The sequence below is a fragment of the Bacillus sp. SRB3LM genome (genome assembly GCF_015712745.1).
GTDB lineage: Bacteria > Bacillota > Bacilli > Bacillales > Bacillaceae_G > Bacillus_A > Bacillus_A thuringiensis_K.
In genome coordinates, this window is the sequence record NZ_VWVQ01000076.1 from 268,411 (window position 1) to 284,902 (window position 16,492).

Genomic DNA, 16,492 nt, shown 5'->3' on the forward strand with positions numbered 1-16,492 from the left:
ACTCGTTCACCTTTTAGCTTGCTTTAAAGCCACCGCCAAGTACATCACGTACATCATGTATAACAACGAAAGCATCTTCATCTACCCGGCTAATAACTTGTTTTAACTTAACAAGCTCTTGTTTATTAATAACAACATATAAAACTTCTTTATTTTTACCAGTATATCCGCCGCGCCCTTCTAATACAGTAACACCGCGTGTCATATTTTTCGTAATAGTTTCACGAATTAAGTCTGGTTGATTCGAAATAATCGTAACAGCCGTTTTTGTGTCCATTCCTTCTACAATGAAATCAATCACCTTCGCTCCAATGAACACAGCTACAAGTGTATACATTGCCTTTTCTTGCCCTATTATAAATACTGAACCAGCAATTACAACAATATCAATAATTAGTACGCCTTTACCTACACTCCAACCTAAATATTGATTTGCTAACTGAGCTAAGATTGCCGATCCTCCCGATGTACCTCCAGCTTTGAACATACAGCCTAATCCAATACCCACAAATAAACCAGCAAATAAAGCTGCTAATAATGTATCACTATTTACATGATACTCAATATGTTCTGTAACGTATAAAAACAAAGATGTTTCTACAATCCCTAAAATTGTATAAATCATTGTTTTCTTATCAAAAAATTTATAACCAATAGCTAGTAAAATTGCATTTATAGCAAAATTCACAATCCCTGGTGACCAATCAAATAAGTAGTACGTAACAACCGTTAAACCAATAATTCCACCTTCCGATAAACGGTTTGGAATTGCAAAGTAATTAATACCAATTGCGAATAATAATGAACCAATTGTAATTAGTGTTATTTCCTTTATACGTTGATTAACCATAGTTCATACCCTCCCCCCATTTGACATTGTATCACTATCTCCTAGAGGTTTAGAAGTGGTTTTTATTCCGCATTTTCCCTCTTAAAAATTGAAATATTATGTTTAAACAGAGGGTTGATTAATTATTCATATTTGCTCTAACTGCATGGATAAATTGCTCCACATTCCCTTTCTGAATATGCTTAGCGCGAATGGTTTCATGATTATAAGTAAACTCAAAGTACGAATGAAAATCTATGCTATCTATATGCAAATATGAGTACTCTTCAAATGTTGAAGGATAGTACGGAAATTTCCCGTAAAAAAGGAGACGTCTAGTAGTGGCAACAAAAATTCCATGTTGATAACATAACATGAAATTATCCTTCTCAAAGATCCCTACCACAAAAGCCAGAATCTTTTCATCATCATCTACATACTTTTTCATACTCGATAAAAGTTCATTCATGCATATTCCTCCAAATTCTATTCATTGCATTAACACTTGAAAAGAATCCATGGATTATTACAAACCGGTTTAACTCCTTTATAAAGTATGAAACGCGTTTCCTGTCAAAGATATTTCAAAAAAATAATCCGTTATGCGATTATACACATAACGGATTAAGATTAAACTGTAGAGCGTTCCACAAGTTCGTATGGAATTTCCAGCTTTTCTTGTTTAGAACTCTCGTCATTCACTTTTCTATGCAACATTTCAAAAGCAGTTTTCCCTATCTCCTTTAAATTTTGATCAATAGTTGTCAATTGTAACACTTGCGAGATAGGTTGATTATCAAAGCCAATAATCGCTAAATCCTCAGGAACTTGAATCCCTAGTTTTTCAACCTCTGTCATAACCCCAATCGCAACTTCATCACCTGCTACTATTAATGCTTCAGGAAGATCCTGTATCTCTTTTAACTTATGAGCCACTTTTACACCATCTTCTAGTGTAAAACATTCTGTAAAAATCCATTCTTCATTAACCTCTTCGTCTATAGATTGCAATCGCTGTTTATAAACATCAAAACGCTTTTGACTACTCGGCCCTAATTTTCTTCCCGTACAATAACCAATTTTTTTATAACCTTTCTCAATCAAATAATCCATTCCTAATTGAAAGGCCGCTGAATGATTCGTATATACACTTGAGATGTTTGAAATATCATTATCTTCACAAGCAATTATTGTGCCGTAAGAAGCATACGGTTCTATCGTTTCCCAATCATTTGCACGTGAACAAATAATAAGACCATCCAATTGTTTTGTTTTTAACATATGTAAACTTTTTATTTCTTCTTTTTTATTATAATTCGTTTGGCAAAGTAACACTCTGTAATTATGAGTTAACGCAATCTCCATCATTCCGCTCACCATCGCATCAAAACACGGATGATTAATATACGGTAAAATCACACCAACAATATTCGTCTTTCCTTTTGATAAATGAACAGCATTTGCGTTTTGCGAGTAATTCAATTTCTCAACTATCTCTATAACCGCTTTCCTTTTTTCTTCACTTACATATGGGTGATCATTCAACACTCTCGAAACAGTCGTAACTGAAACTCCCGCTATCTTTGCTATATCTTTAATATTAGCCATACACTCACCTCTATCTTTAACTTAATGAATCTCATGAACATATGTCAAATCTTCTTATCATTACACCTTCATTCGTTTCTCTTACAAAAGTGTAATTTTTCTGTAAGCTAATTCGATAGTGACTTTCCGCAACATTTCATACAATTAAGTCAGAAACAAGGTAACAACCATTCGAAAAGGAGCGGATTAATATGATGAACAAAATGAAAACGAACAATTTCTTACATACAATGGGCATGGTATTTTCCACTCTTATCGACGCAAAAGCTGTTGCTTCTACATTAAACAAGTAAGGAGAATATATTATAAATAACATCACTTTTAACAAATTAGATTTTTTAGGACTAGCTAGTGGCTCGCTTCTTCTTACTGCTTTTATTTACGCCGCTACGCTTGTATAACTTTGTGTCCCCTTTCCCCTTTATTATAAATAGTAATAGAAAAGACGACCGTCTATGCCCGGTCGTCTTTTCTTATTTTTGATTTGATTGCAAAGCTTCTTTTAACTCCTCAAACTTCTCATTTAATTGATCTGTCATCATTTTCATAGCGGTTTTTCGATCTATTTGTTCTCCAGCCTCAATTTGAATCGGATCTCCAAAAATCAATTGTGCCTTTTTCCCCTTTATTAATTCTTTTACACTTGATGGACCAACATAAGCTGCCGGCACTAAAGGTACATTAGAACGCATCGCAATTGTCACAGCACCCGCTTTTAATGAAACATCTTCCGCTGATCTCGTTCCACTCGGAAAAATCCCTACTACCTTTCCTTCTTTTAATAAACGTGATGGAATTTTAAGTGTACTCGGTCCCGGATTCGCGCGATCTACAGGGAATGCATTTACATTTTTAAAGAACCAATTTTTGAATTTCCCTTCAAATAATTCTTTTTTTGCCATGTAATGAATCTCTGTTGGGTACATCCCTGTAGCTAACATTAATACATCCATAAAACTTGTATGTGTACACGCAACAACATACGGACCACCTTCTGGTAGCTTTTCTCTTCCTTGCACTTCTACTTTCCCAGCTGTTTTAAATATATATTTCAACAAAAATGTAATTGGTTTATACATTTATTTCGTTCCTTTCTAAACATCCGAAGTATAATCATATTCTTACAACAATTATAACACTAAGTTTTAGGAGTTGGTAATAAAAATAAGTATGAATTGTTAAATTTCAATTCTTACAAAAGTGTAATTTTCTTGTAAGCTAATTCGATAGTTACTTCTCACTATATTTCATACAATTAAGTCAGAAACAGGGCAACAACTATTCGAAAAGGAGTCGATTGATATGATGAACAATATGAAAACGAACAATTTCTTAAATACAATGGGCATGGTATTATCAGCTCTTTTCGACGCAAAAGCTGTTGCTTATACATTAAACAAGTAAGGAGAACTCATTATGAATAACATCACTTTTAACAAATTAGACTTTTTAGGATTAGCTAGCGGCTCTCTTCTTCTTACTGCTTTTATTTACGCTGCTACGCTTGTATAACTTTGTGTCCCCTTTCCCCTTTATATAGAAAAAGACGACCGTCTATGCCCGGTCGTCTTTTTAATTTTTTCTTTCTTTCAATTCTTTTAAAAGCTGTATCAGCTCAGCTTGTTGTTTTATCTTTTTACGACCATTTCGATTAATTGCTGCAAGCTCACAGGCAACTCCCACGGCGAAGAAAAACAATAAACTTTCTAACATGTAAAATCCTCCATTTGCCTATTAAACAGCTTGACGTAATTGTTCTTCTTGTAAAACTCTCTTATTTATATTTTCTTCTTTTCTCTGACAAACGTTATTGCGAATAAGCGCTGCAATAACAAGTACAGTCCCTATAATATCAAACATTGTGATTTGATACCCTTGCATCATAATAGCTAAAGTCGTAATTGGTACAAAATTAATAAATAAAATTCCATTAATGGATGATAAAATTTTCACACCATAGTTCCAAGCAAGTAGCGCTACAATACCTGGCAATGTCATCATAAATAACAAATCATATTTCACAATAGAAATCGTTCCCATACTCGGAACTGAAATATATCCAAGCGACGTAATAATTACCGTTATAATCGCTGTAACAGTCGTACCGAATACACACGTCAACGTAGAATAACGTAATGTTGACCAATCACTACAAGTTTGACCACCCATCGTATAAATAACCCAGCCTACAACACCAATAAATATAAATGCTAATGGGAACATATTATCTTTCAATGTTACAAAGAAACTCATGTCACCTTTTGTAATAACAAACACAGCTCCTACAAAACCAATAACCATACTCGTTATCATATACTTCTTCGGTTTTATATGCTTATATCCCCATAAAATACAAATAGAAATCATCGGCATAAGTGCTTCCATAATGGAAGCTACCATTACACCCGACTTACCCATCAACATTTGCCCTAAAAATATGAGGACATTATATACTGTAAATGCCATCGTTCCAAAAAAGACGAGTAACTTTCCTCTTCCCTCTAAACGAAATGCCTGTTTTCCTTCTTTCATTAACAACAATACAATCAGCATTATCGCCACTGCTCCATAGCGAATAAGCGAAAAATAAAATGGATCTATGTATTCTAGCGCATGATCAGCAACTGGAAACATCGCTCCCCATGACATACTCGCAATTAAACACGCTAAAGCCCCTATTATCATTTGACCTCTCCTCACCGCAATCCCCGTTTCTTTCTATTTGCACAAAGAGAATTGTAAAAGAAAAAATATATCACGTAAAATGATTCAAAATGATGTTAACTATCATTTATAATGATAGTTAACATCAAGGGGGATTACAAAATGGAATTACGAGACTTACAAATCTTTAAAAGCGTTGCCGATCAGGGGAGTGTAAGTAGTGCAGCAAAGGAATTAAATTATGTACAATCAAATGTAACTGCACGTATTAAACAACTAGAAAACGAATTAAAAACCCCACTCTTTTACCGCCATAAACGAGGAATGACTTTAACAGCTGAAGGAAGAAAAATGCTCGTTTATGTTAGTAAAATTTTGCAAGATGTCGACGAACTAAAACAAGTATTTTTGGATAGCGAAACACCTTCTGGTATATTAAAAATCGGTACAGTCGAAACAGTAAGTACACTGCCTACCATTTTATCTTCTTACTATAAAAGCTATCCGAATGTCGATTTATCATTACAAGCGGGTCTAACAGAAGAATTAATTAGAGAAGTACTTGATCATCAATTAGATGGCGCCTTTATATCAGGTCCTATTAAACATCCACTAATCGAACAATACGATGTTAGTACAGAGAAATTAATGCTTATAACACAAAATAAAGCCTTTCATATAGAAGAATTTACAACAACGCCTCTACTCGTTTTTAACCAAGGATGTGGATACCGCTCCAAACTAGAACGTTGGCTTAAAGATGAAGGTTTGCTACCAAAAAGAATTATGGAATTCAATATATTAGAGACAATATTAAACAGTGTTGCACTCGGTCTCGGAATTACACTCGTACCACAGTCTGCTGTCCATCATCTTTCTAAAGCAGGTAAGGTACATTGTCATGCAATCCCTGAAAAATACGGCAGTATTTCAACGGTTTTCATACGCCGTAAAGATAGCTATATGACAAATTCAATGCGTAGTTTTTTAAAAACAATTGAAGACCATCATCATATCAATATGCTGTGAAAGACATTCTTACATGAATGTCTTTTTTTCTTACAAAAGTGTAAGTCTTTCGTAAGCTAATTCGATAGTTGCAAGTAGCCATATTCCCTATAATTAAGACATAAGCAGGGCAACAACAATTCGAAAAGGAGCGGATACGCATGATGAACAATATGAAATCAAATAAATTTTTAAATACAATGGGCATGGTGCTATCCGCACTTGTCGATGCAAAAGCTGTTGCAACTACATTAAACAAATAAGGAGAGATTATAATGAACAACATTACTTTCAACAAATCAGACTTTATCGGACTTGCAAGTGGAGCTACTCTTCTTACGGCTTTCATTTATACACTTGCTCAAGGTCTTATTTAACACTTTGTTTCCCCAAACCCCTTTATATATAGAAAAAGCTGCTCGTCTTATAGACAAGCAGCTTTTTAGTTTGTCCCGCTTTAATGGGCAGTAAGACCCCCACCTCGAAATTCAGCGAAAGCAAAGAAGTTAGGTGGGGATCAGGCTGCCCATTAAAGTCCGATTGGTGAGGGCTAATAATCAGTGGGGGATGAAGAACCCCCCCACTGATTAAAGTTTCACTTTATTTCATATATAATTTGACCCGTTTTCGTAATATCATATCCGCCAATCGCATTTAATTCATTATGAAATTCTTCCGATTGCAGAATGTCTTTCACAACTTCAATCAGCTCTTCATTTTCTTTATTCTTCAAAATTACTAAATCATACTGTTCTTTCATGATCGGAATAAAGTCCACATTTACAATTTGCGAAAACTTTTCTGAACCTACTCCTACATCAGCTTTTCCATTTGCAACTTGCGTGGCAACACCAAGATGATTCGATTCTTCCCATTCATATCCACTAATATCAGCTTTATTTAATTTTTGGATTCGTAATTGTTCATCCACTAACACTCTAATACCAGAACCCTTTTCTCGATTCACAAACTTTATAGTGGACCCGGATATGTCAGCCCATGTCTTTATTCTCTTCGGATTTCCTTTTCGGACATAAAATCCCACATTTCTGGACAATAAATTAATCATAATACATGGCTGTCCTACTAAAATGCGTTTTACGTAAGGAATATTATATGTACCCGTTTCACCATCAAACAAATGCAAACTAACGATACTTCCTTCTCCTTGATACATTTTCACCAAACTTGTTAAGCTACCTTGATACGCTCTTAAAACATTAGAACTTGGCAAACGATTTTCTATACGTTTAGCTAACATATCTAACGTTAGTTCTTGACCACTAATAATACACGTGTTCAAGTTACTACTACCATCGTTTTTTACAGGATTAACTTGTACCTTTCCTGTTTTCATTTGCTTTATATATTGATCTAAATCTGCTGCATCAATGCGCATCTGTCTACCAACTCTATAAGAAGGAAGTTCTCCTTTTTTAATTAAGTCGTATACAGTTAATTTCGATACTTTTAATCGCTTTGCTACTTCTTCCGTTGTGTAGGAATGATGATCCATAGACGATTCCTCACTTTCTCCTTTCATTGTAACAAAGAAAAGAATATTTCTCCTATTTTTAAAAAATAGATATATGTTCAAATTATATTCAATTATAACTAGTTATATTTAGTTATATTTAGTTATAATTAAATGTATCAAAATGAAAGGGTATTTTTTTATGAATAAATTTATATTACGTTCCATCGGGGCACTTATACTTTCTTTCCTTCTTATATTTAGCGCTGCTTGTACAAGTGGGGAAAAGCATACAAATTCAGCTGCTAAAGAGGATAAAACAGTTGAACTGACTATCTCAGCTGCTGCAAGCTTACAAGATGCATTAAAAGAAATCGAAAAACAATATAAAGAAAAAGAGCCAAATATCAAACTTTCTTTTAACTTCGGTGCTTCTGGAGCACTTCAACAACAAATTGAACAAGGTGCACCTGCTGATTTATTCTTCTCAGCAGCAGAAGATAAATTCCAAACCCTTGTAAAAAAAGGATTCATTAATGAAAAAGAAGGGAAAAATCTTCTTGGAAATGAACTAGTTCTAGTCATTCCTAAAGATAGTTCTCTTACAAAATTTCAAGATTTAAAAGATGAGAAAATCAAAAAAATTGCACTTGGTACACCTGAATCTGTACCTGCTGGCAAATATGCAAAGGCTTCTCTAACACACGAAAACCTTTGGAATGATGTTCAAAATAAAGTCGTATTTACAAAAGATGTTCGCCAAGTGTTAACATATGTAGAAACAGGGAATGTCGATGCTGGTATCGTATACAAAACAGATGCTCTCATTTCGGATAAAGTAAAGATTGGTGAGACAGCAGCAGCTACTTCTCATGAGCCAATCCACTATCCTTTAGGTGTTATAAAGGAATCTAAACATAAGAAAGAGGCGACCTCATTTTATGAGTATTTGCAGTCAAAAGATGCACAATCTATCTTTAAGAAATATGGATTTACAGTCCTGTCGTAATTACTATGAGCATTGATGCTATTTTATCGCCTGTCTTTCTATCTTTAAGAGTAGCTGCGTGTGCCACTATTCTCGTTACAATTTTAGGGACAATTGTCGGGCGAGCACTAGCTCGCTCCTCATGGCGATATAAAGTACTATTAGAAACCATATTTTTATTACCAATGGTACTTCCACCAACTGTTATCGGCTTCTTTCTCATTATCATCTTTGGAAACAACAGCCCGATCGGAAAGTGGATTGAATCATTATTTCAGCAGTCTATTATGTTCACATCTACTGCTGCGATCATCGCTTCTACAGTTGTTGCATTTCCGCTTATGTACCAATCAGCGAAAACAGGGTTTTCTATCGCAAATGTACAAATTGAAGAAAGTGCTCGTGACCTTGGCGCAAGTGAATATCAAGTTTTTCTACACGTTACACTTCCACTCGCATTTCCCGCATTACTAAGCGGGATGATTTTGAGCTTTGTCCGCGCACTCGGAGAGTTTGGTGCTACACTTATGTTTGCCGGGAACATTCCTGGTAAAACACAGACAATCCCAACTGCAATTTACATGGCTATTGATGCAAGTAATATGCAACTCGCCTGGACACTTGTAGTTATTACTATCGGTATGTCACTCGTATTTCTACTATGTATTCAACTTATTAATAAAAGAATCACTAACTCTTAAAGCAGCTTTTGTCAAAGCTGCTTCTTTATTTCTTAGGAAATAAAATATACCAATGGGAAATAACTGAATTTTACCTCTTATTAAAATAGACATTTTATTTGAATTCACTTTCTAAAATAGGCAATTTCCTGTTATTATATGGAGGTGTTTCAAAAAATGAAGAAATGAAAACGCATTTATATCGTGAATTCTTCATCCTGTTTTAGCGATCGGTAATCTTCTACTCTATTAGTGGTGCATTACCGATCGTTAGAACGATATGTAACTATATTGGTATAGCAAACCGAAGGGAGTCTTGTAATGGACATTTTATTAGCGCTTCTTCCTGCAATTGCATGGGGAAACATCTTATTAGTAAGCGTAAAAATGGGCGGTGGTGCATATAGCCAAACGGTAGGTATGACAATCGGTGCTCTATTCTTCGCAACAATTATGTATGTATTTACTCAACCAGCTTTAACAATGACAATCTTAATTGTTGGTTTTATCTCAGGTTTATTCTGGGCTTTAGGACAAGTAAACCAATTAAAAACAGTTGAAAAACTAGGTGTTTCAACTACTGTAACGATTTCTACTGGTATGCAACTTGTTGCAACTTCTATCTTTGGGGTTATCGCTTTCCGTGAGTGGACTACTACGACAACAATCATTCTGGGAACGATTGCAATCCTATTAATCGTAGTTGGTGTTGTATTCACATCATTAGATGATAAAGAAAATGCTCAGCCACCTGGACAATTGAAAAAAGGACTTCTTACTTTAATTGTTTCTACTTTCGGCTATCTTGTATATGTAATAATTATTCGTTGGTATAATATTGATGGTTGGTCTGCTATCTTACCACAAGCAGTTGGTATGTTTGTTGGTGCGGTTGTACTGACGTCTAAACATAAACCATTTAACAAATATGCAATCCGTAATGCTTTGTCTGGTTTACTATGGGGAACTGGAAACTTATTCTTACTTCTTTCATTACCACGTGTTGGAGTAGCAACAAGCTTCCCATTATCTCAAACTGGAATCGTTATCTCAACATTCGGTGCGATTGTATTCTTAGGTGAAAAGAAAACAAAACGTCAATTGATCTTTATTGCACTAGGTAGTGTTTTAATTATCGGCGGCGCTGTATTACTTGGTATGACAAAAGCATAATCTTATATTCTATTAGTAAACCCCTGAAGCATATATGCTTCAGGGGTTTTTCAATTCTAATTATTTTCTAGATATAGTTATTTTTATGTTCTTGTCCCTTATAATTGCTCTTCCACTCTAGCAAACCAGCTACACATATAAAGAGATTAATAACAGTTAATATTAGCATGATGTATAAACCAATATAAGGAATAGCTCCTTCCTTTACCATGAATTTCCGCCTTCTCATTATCCATTCCATCTACGGTAAGTCTTTTCTTTTTACAAAATTCTCTTAAAGATGATATCGTTTTTATAACATATCTCTACTAGAAAGGAATAAAGGATATGCTAACTAAACATCGAATTTTATTTATTGGTGCTGGTCGTATGGCAGAAGCTATATTTTCCGGATTACTTAAAACAAGCAAAGAATACATCGAAGAAATTATCGTTTCTAACCGAAGCAACGTAGAAAAGCTAAAGCAATTACAAGGGCGATATGATGTGTCTACTACAACAGATTGGAAGCAGCATGTTACATCTGTTGATACGGTTGTTTTAGCAATGCCACCTTCTGCTCATGAAGAGTTATTAGCTGAGCTATCTCCGTTACTATCAAATCAACTAGTCGTAACAGTAGCAGCTGGCATTGGACCATCTTATTTAGAAGCTAGACTCCCAAAAGGCACGCCTGTTGCTTGGATTATGCCTAATACAGCTGCTGAAATTGGAAAGTCTATCTCCTTATATACAATGGGACAATCAGTAAACGAGATACATCAAGAAACCCTGCAACTACTTTTAAAAGGTATTGGTACTTCGCAACTTTGTACTGAGGAAGAAGTTCATCAGCTTACTGCAGTTACTGGAAGTGCACCAGCCTTCCTTTATTACTTTGCTGAAAGCTTAATTGAAGCAACAAAAAGTTATGGAGGCGATGAAGAAACCGCAAAACATCTTGTCATTCAAATGATTTCTGGCTCTGCTTCTATGCTCGAACAAACGCAAAATCCAGCTAACCTCCGCGAACAAGTAACAACGCCAGGTGGTTCCACAGCTGAGGGTCTCAAAACTTTATACGAGTATAATTTTTCAGAGGCAATTCAAAAAGCAGTAGAAGCAACAAACAAAAAAGCTAGGGGGAAATAATATGATTTTAACAAGTTTAAAAGACTATACAACATTACATAACGGTGTAAAAATGCCTTGGTTTGGTTTAGGTGTTTTTAAAGTAGAAGATGGTTCAGAAGTAATTGATTCTGTAAAAGCAGCAATTAAAAATGGCTACCGCAGCATCGATACTGCAGCAATCTATCAAAATGAAGAAGGCGTTGGACAAGCGATTCGTGAATCCGGTGTTTCACGTGAAGAATTATTTATTACCTCAAAAGTATGGAATAGCGATCAAGGATATGAAACAACACTTCAAGCATTTGAAACTACATTAGAGAAATTAGGTCTAGAATATTTAGATTTATATTTAGTACATTGGCCTGTAAAAGGGAAATATACTGAATCATGGAAAGCATTAGAAAAACTTTATAAAGATGGTCGTGTTCGCGCTATCGGTGTGAGTAATTTCCACATTCACCACTTACAAGACGTATTTGAAATTGCTGAAATTAAGCCAATGGTCAACCAAGTGGAATACCACCCACGTTTAGCACAAGAAGAGTTACATGCATTCTGTAAAGAACATAATATCCAGCTTGAAGCTTGGTCACCATTAATGCAAGGACAACTACTAGATAATCCAACGTTACAAGAAATTGCGACAAAATATAATAAATCAACTGCGCAAATTATTTTACGCTGGGATTTACAAAACAAAGTTGTAACAATTCCTAAATCAATTAAAGAACATCGCATTATTGAAAATGCAAACATCTTCGACTTTGAATTAAGTGCTGATGATATGAAAGCAATTCAAGCTTTAAATGAAGACCGTCGCGTTGGTCCAGATCCAGATAACTTTAACTTCTAGTAGAAAAACCACTGCCATATGCAGTGGTCTTTTTATTTAAGAAAACTGAAAATTTAAACTATATTCCATTCAGTTGACACTTCATTATTCAAGGTGTAAGATTTTGAATTATCAAAGAAACACAAAAATTAATAAAATTTATTCGTTTACTCATTGTATCAAGAGAGGTGGAGGGACTGGCCCTTTGAAACCTCGGCAACAGGTTCATTTTGAATACTGTGCCACTTCCTGCAAGCTTTATGCTTGAAAGATAGAATGAGGGACTTCGTTTATATACGGGTGCATAACTTGTACGTAAAAATCCCTCTTTCTCAATATGAAAAGAGGGATTTTTTATTTTTCATTTCCCTCATCATCATCCAAACTTAATTATTTAGGAGGAAAATCAAATGAAAAAGAAGTTTGTACCCGGTATTGCATCAGTTGTAGGAGTAAGTATTTTATTAACTGGTTGCGGTAGTTATAAAAACGAAGCAAGCGGAGCAAATGCAAAAGACGAGGCACCTAGTAAACAGGTTTTAAACTTATCTTCACCTACTGAAATACGAACAATGGATACGGCTCGTGCTACAGATACTGATTCTGGTCAAGTAATGAGAAACGTATTTGAAGGTTTGTATAATCTTGGTGAAGGTAACAAACCTGTTCCTGGTGTTGCAAAATCTCATGAAGTAAGTGGCGATAAAACGAAATACACATTCCATTTGCGAGATTCAAAATGGTCAAACGGCACTCCTGTTACAGCTAAAGATTTTGTGTTCGCTTGGCAAAGAGCCGTAGATCCAGCAACAGCCTCTGAATATGCATTTCTATTCTTTGATATTAAAAACGCAACAAAAATTAACAACAAAGAACTTCCAGCCGACCAACTTGGTGTAAAAGCAGTTGATGACCATACGTTTGAGGTAGAATTGGAGCGTCCTGTTCCGTATTTTATTAGCTTAACAGCATTCCCAACATTTCTACCAATTAACGAGGAATTCTTTAAAGCACAAGGTGATAAGTACGCTTTAGAAGATAATACAATCTTGTACAACGGAGCTTTTACACTAAGCGATTGGAAGCACGAACAAAGCTTTAAATTCAAGAAAAACCCTACCTATTGGGATAAAGATACTGTCAAACTAGAAGAAATCAATTTTAACGTCGTAAAAGAAAAATCAACAGAAGTAAATTTATTCGAGTCAAAACAATTAGATCGTATAAAACTAACATCTGACTTCGTCGATAAATATAAAAAGGATGCTAACTTTAAAGAACGTCCAAACGTAGGCGTACAATTTTTACGTATGAATCAACAAAACAAAGTGCTTCAAAACGTTTCTGCACGCCAAGCAATTGATCAAACAATTGATAGAAAATCCTTTGTAAATACGTTATTAAATGATGGATCTACACCAACATTTGGTCTCGTTCCAAAAAACTTTGCAAAAGGACCTGAAGGAAAAGACTTCCGTACTGCAAACGGCGATTTAACAAAAGTTGATACAAAATCTGCACAAGAGTTATGGAAAAAAGCTAAACAAGAGCTTGGTTCGGAAAAGATAACATTAGAATTATTAACGAGTGATGCTGACCTTGATAAGAAAACTGGTGAATTCTTAAAAGGACAACTAGAAAAGAATCTAGATGGATTAACAGTAAATATAAAACCGCAACCGCGTAAGCAACAAGTTTCGCTTTTATTAAAAGGTGACTACGAAATCGGAATTGATGGCTGGAGCCCTGACTTTACGGATCCAATTACATTCCTTGAGCTATTTACAACGAATAACCCTTATAACTTAGATCATTACTCTAATAAGGAATTCGATGAAACAATAGCAAAAGTGAAAACAACTTTAGCTGGTGATGAAAAAGCTCGCTGGGAAGCATTACTAGCATCCGAGAAAATATTATTTAAAGACTCTGTTATCGCTCCTCTTTACCAAAAAGGCGAATCTTATTTAGAACGTTCTTATGTGAAAGGAATTGTGCAAGTAGACTTTGCAGGTCAATTAAACTTCAAGTGGGCAAAAATTGAAAAATAAAGTGAAACTTTAATAAGTGGGGGGTTCTTCATCCCCACTTATTATTAGCCCACACCAATTGTTTTTTTAGCAAAATATATTAAAAATAGGTTCTCTCACACATGAGAATCTGCTTTTTTAATATATTATTCTAAGAAATTAACAATCTATTTTTACTATTGGCATATAGTTCTTTCCAGTGCTAATATTCTAAATAATCAAAGAAACAAAATATTTCACCATCAAAATATAATGTCTACTACGTTGAAACACATAACGATAGATTATAGTTCAACATGTATATACATATAGAACACATGATTACCTATAAACAAATATTTATAATAGGTTTTATCTCCTTCTATAGCCACTTCAAGACACGGACATTATGACGTTACGAACAACACATTTAGGGAGGAACGAACAATGAAGAAAAAAGTTGTACCTGTTGTTGCATCTGTTTTAGGGGCAAGTCTATTACTAACTGCTTGCGGGGGAAATAAAGATAATGCAAGCGGAGCGAAAGCAAACGATAAAGCACCTGATAAACAGGCAATTAACTTATCATTCGCTTCAGAAATTCCAACAATGGATGTTGCAAAAGCAACGGATGGGGAATCCATGAACGTAATGCGCAATGTTTTTGAAGGGTTATATGCAATGGGAGAAGATAATAAACCGGTTCCTGGTGTCGCTGAGTCGGTTGACATTAGTCCCGATAAAACAAAATATACATTCCATCTGCGTGATTCAAAATGGTCAAACGGTACTCCTGTTACAGCAAAGGACTTTACCTTCGCTTGGCAACGTGCCGTAAATCCTGATACAGCAGCTGAATACGCATTCTTATTCTTCGATATAAAGAATGCGAAACAAATAAACCAAAAACAATTGCCAATTGATCAACTAGGGGTCAAAGCTGTTGATGACAAAACGTTAGAAGTACAACTAGACCGTCCTGTTCCCTACTTCTTAAGCTTAACGACATTCTCAACATTCTTACCAATTAATGAAGAGTACTTAAAGTCTCAAGGCGATAAATATGGTTTAGAAACAAATCATTTAATTTACAACGGTGCTTTCACATTAGAGAACTGGAAACATGAACAAAGCTTCCAATTGAAGAAAAACCTTAACTATTGGGATGCTAAAACTGTAAAACTAGAAGAAATCAACTTCAATGTCGTTAAAGATAAGTCTACAGAAGTGAACTTATATGATTCAGGACAAATTGATCGTGTTGCTTTAACTGCAGAGTTTGTTGATAAATATAAGAGCGATCCAAACTTCAAGGAACGCGCTGAAGTCGGCATTCAATTCTTACGATTAAATCAAAAAAATGAAACATTAAAAAATCAACATGCACGCCTTGCTATTAACGGCGCAATGAATAAAAAAGCTTACGTAGAAACAATTTTAAATAACGGTGCTATTCCAGCTGAAGGAATGGTTCCTGCGAAATTCGCAAAGAGCCCAGAAGGCAACGACTTCCGTAAAGAAAATGGAAATCTAGTCAAGGATGATGTGAAAACAGCGAAAGAAAACTGGAAAAAAGCAAAACAAGAACTTGGTACTGACAAAGTAACAATCGAACTATTAACAAGTGACAATGCTTTAGCTAAAAAGACTGGTGAATATTTAAAAGGTGAATTAGAAAAGAACTTAAACGGATTAACAGTGAACTTAAAACCACAACCACGTAAACAACAGCTAAAACTACTATTAAGTGGTGACTATGAAATTGGTATTGACGGCTGGGGCCCTGACTTCGCTGATCCAATTACATTCTTAGATCTATTTACAACAGATAGTGCTTATAACTTCGATAAATACTCTAACAAAGAGTACGATGAGCTAATTCATAAAGTGAAAACAGATTTAGCTGGCGATGAAAAAGCACGCTTTGAAGCAATGAAGCAAGCTGAAAAAATTCTATTACAAGACGGCGCTGTCGCTCCTTTATACCAACAAGGTCGTTCTTACTTACAACGCTCTTTCATTAAAGGACTTGTAACAACTGACTTCGGTGGTGAATTTAACTACAAGTGGACAGAAGTTGCAAAATAATAAAATAAAAAGGTATCCAATCACAG

19 protein-coding genes and 1 riboswitch are annotated in these 16,492 nt (G+C 35.0%); of the genes, 11 read left to right on the forward strand and 8 right to left on the reverse strand.

Annotation, left to right across the window (positions count from 1 at the left end):
• Positions 1–13: 13 nt before the first annotated feature.
• The 3 genes from F3I02_RS22605 to F3I02_RS22615 all read right to left on the reverse strand — a co-directional run bounded on the left by F3I02_RS22605 (position 14) and on the right by F3I02_RS22615 (position 2,437).
• Complete coding sequence (locus F3I02_RS22605; protein WP_000248039.1) at positions 14–850, reverse strand: YitT family protein; 837 nt, start codon at positions 848–850, stop codon at positions 14–16.
• Positions 851–968: 118 nt separating this feature from the next.
• Positions 969–1,298: a PH domain-containing protein gene (locus F3I02_RS22610; RefSeq protein WP_196478466.1), complete on the reverse strand. Its 330-nt coding sequence runs from the start codon at positions 1,296–1,298 to the stop codon at positions 969–971.
• Positions 1,299–1,459: 161 nt separating this feature from the next.
• On the reverse strand, positions 1,460–2,437 hold the full coding sequence (locus F3I02_RS22615; RefSeq protein WP_074593944.1) for a LacI family DNA-binding transcriptional regulator: 978 nt from the start codon (positions 2,435–2,437) through the stop codon (positions 1,460–1,462).
• Positions 2,438–2,742: 305 nt separating this feature from the next.
• Between F3I02_RS22615 and F3I02_RS22620 the strand changes: the two genes are divergently transcribed.
• On the forward strand, positions 2,743–2,838 hold the full coding sequence (locus F3I02_RS22620) for a DUF3948 family protein (RefSeq protein WP_001060007.1): 96 nt from the start codon (positions 2,743–2,745) through the stop codon (positions 2,836–2,838).
• Positions 2,839–2,910: 72 nt separating this feature from the next.
• On the opposite strand, the gene F3I02_RS22625 is transcribed toward F3I02_RS22620, so the two are convergent.
• Positions 2,911–3,516, reverse strand: coding sequence for a lysophospholipid acyltransferase family protein (locus F3I02_RS22625; protein ID WP_000277769.1), 606 nt, complete (start codon positions 3,514–3,516; stop codon positions 2,911–2,913).
• A gap of 337 nt (positions 3,517–3,853) precedes the next feature.
• Between F3I02_RS22625 and F3I02_RS22630 the strand changes: the two genes are divergently transcribed.
• Positions 3,854–3,949, forward strand: coding sequence for a DUF3948 family protein (locus tag F3I02_RS22630; RefSeq protein ID WP_001060007.1), 96 nt, complete (start codon positions 3,854–3,856; stop codon positions 3,947–3,949).
• 60 nt (positions 3,950–4,009) lie between these two features.
• Here F3I02_RS22630 and F3I02_RS22635 read toward each other — a convergent pair whose 3' ends face one another.
• Together F3I02_RS22635 and F3I02_RS22640 are read right to left on the reverse strand one after the other, a co-directional pair.
• Positions 4,010–4,150, reverse strand: coding sequence for a YrzO family protein (locus F3I02_RS22635; RefSeq protein WP_000894065.1), 141 nt, complete (start codon positions 4,148–4,150; stop codon positions 4,010–4,012).
• A 21-nt stretch (positions 4,151–4,171) separates the two neighbouring features.
• Complete coding sequence (locus F3I02_RS22640) at positions 4,172–5,137, reverse strand: DMT family transporter (RefSeq protein ID WP_196478467.1); 966 nt, start codon at positions 5,135–5,137, stop codon at positions 4,172–4,174.
• Positions 5,138–5,263: 126 nt separating this feature from the next.
• Between F3I02_RS22640 and F3I02_RS22645 the strand changes: the two genes are divergently transcribed.
• Positions 5,264–6,130, forward strand: a complete 867-nt coding sequence (locus F3I02_RS22645; RefSeq protein WP_000423031.1) for a LysR family transcriptional regulator — start codon at positions 5,264–5,266, stop codon at positions 6,128–6,130.
• A 254-nt stretch (positions 6,131–6,384) separates the two neighbouring features.
• Complete coding sequence (locus tag F3I02_RS22650) at positions 6,385–6,486, forward strand: DUF3948 family protein (RefSeq protein WP_001060017.1); 102 nt, start codon at positions 6,385–6,387, stop codon at positions 6,484–6,486.
• Between the two features lie 218 nt (positions 6,487–6,704).
• Here the strand turns inward: F3I02_RS22650 and F3I02_RS22655 are convergent, their stop codons facing one another.
• Positions 6,705–7,625 carry a substrate-binding domain-containing protein gene (locus F3I02_RS22655; RefSeq protein ID WP_033703495.1) on the reverse strand — a complete coding sequence of 307 codons (921 nt, stop codon included), beginning with the start codon at positions 7,623–7,625 and terminating at the stop codon, positions 6,705–6,707.
• A gap of 160 nt (positions 7,626–7,785) precedes the next feature.
• Here F3I02_RS22655 and modA point away from each other — a divergent pair, with 160 nt between their 5' ends.
• The 3 genes from modA (at position 7,786) to F3I02_RS22670 (ending at position 10,424) form a co-directional block, all read left to right on the forward strand.
• The gene (gene modA, locus F3I02_RS22660) at positions 7,786–8,592 is read left to right on the forward strand and encodes a molybdate ABC transporter substrate-binding protein (protein WP_001031844.1); all 807 of its coding nucleotides are present in this window, start codon (positions 7,786–7,788) and stop codon (positions 8,590–8,592) included.
• Between the two features lie 5 nt (positions 8,593–8,597).
• Positions 8,598–9,272: a molybdate ABC transporter permease subunit gene (modB, locus tag F3I02_RS22665; protein WP_000020523.1), complete on the forward strand. Its 675-nt coding sequence runs from the start codon at positions 8,598–8,600 to the stop codon at positions 9,270–9,272.
• Between the two features lie 300 nt (positions 9,273–9,572).
• A complete protein-coding gene (locus F3I02_RS22670; RefSeq protein ID WP_000353544.1) occupies positions 9,573–10,424 on the forward strand; it encodes a GRP family sugar transporter in 852 nt (283 codons plus the stop codon).
• 67 nt (positions 10,425–10,491) lie between these two features.
• Here F3I02_RS22670 and F3I02_RS22675 read toward each other — a convergent pair whose 3' ends face one another.
• The gene (locus F3I02_RS22675) at positions 10,492–10,635 is read right to left on the reverse strand and encodes a hypothetical protein (protein ID WP_000237841.1); all 144 of its coding nucleotides are present in this window, start codon (positions 10,633–10,635) and stop codon (positions 10,492–10,494) included.
• A 116-nt stretch (positions 10,636–10,751) separates the two neighbouring features.
• Here F3I02_RS22675 and proC point away from each other — a divergent pair, with 116 nt between their 5' ends.
• The 4 genes from proC (at position 10,752) to F3I02_RS22695 (ending at position 16,466) form a co-directional block, all read left to right on the forward strand.
• Positions 10,752–11,555: a pyrroline-5-carboxylate reductase gene (gene proC, locus F3I02_RS22680; RefSeq protein ID WP_131251501.1), complete on the forward strand. Its 804-nt coding sequence runs from the start codon at positions 10,752–10,754 to the stop codon at positions 11,553–11,555.
• A gap of 1 nt (position 11,556) precedes the next feature.
• On the forward strand, positions 11,557–12,390 hold the full coding sequence (locus tag F3I02_RS22685) for an aldo/keto reductase (protein ID WP_000604198.1): 834 nt from the start codon (positions 11,557–11,559) through the stop codon (positions 12,388–12,390).
• A gap of 152 nt (positions 12,391–12,542) precedes the next feature.
• Positions 12,543–12,647, forward strand: a riboswitch (SAM riboswitch).
• A 132-nt stretch (positions 12,648–12,779) separates the two neighbouring features.
• Complete coding sequence (locus F3I02_RS22690; RefSeq protein WP_196478468.1) at positions 12,780–14,420, forward strand: peptide ABC transporter substrate-binding protein; 1,641 nt, start codon at positions 12,780–12,782, stop codon at positions 14,418–14,420.
• A gap of 405 nt (positions 14,421–14,825) precedes the next feature.
• Positions 14,826–16,466 (forward strand): peptide ABC transporter substrate-binding protein, encoded by a 1,641-nt coding sequence (locus F3I02_RS22695; protein ID WP_196478469.1) that lies wholly within the window; start codon positions 14,826–14,828, stop codon positions 16,464–16,466.
• Positions 16,467–16,492 lie beyond the last annotated feature (26 nt).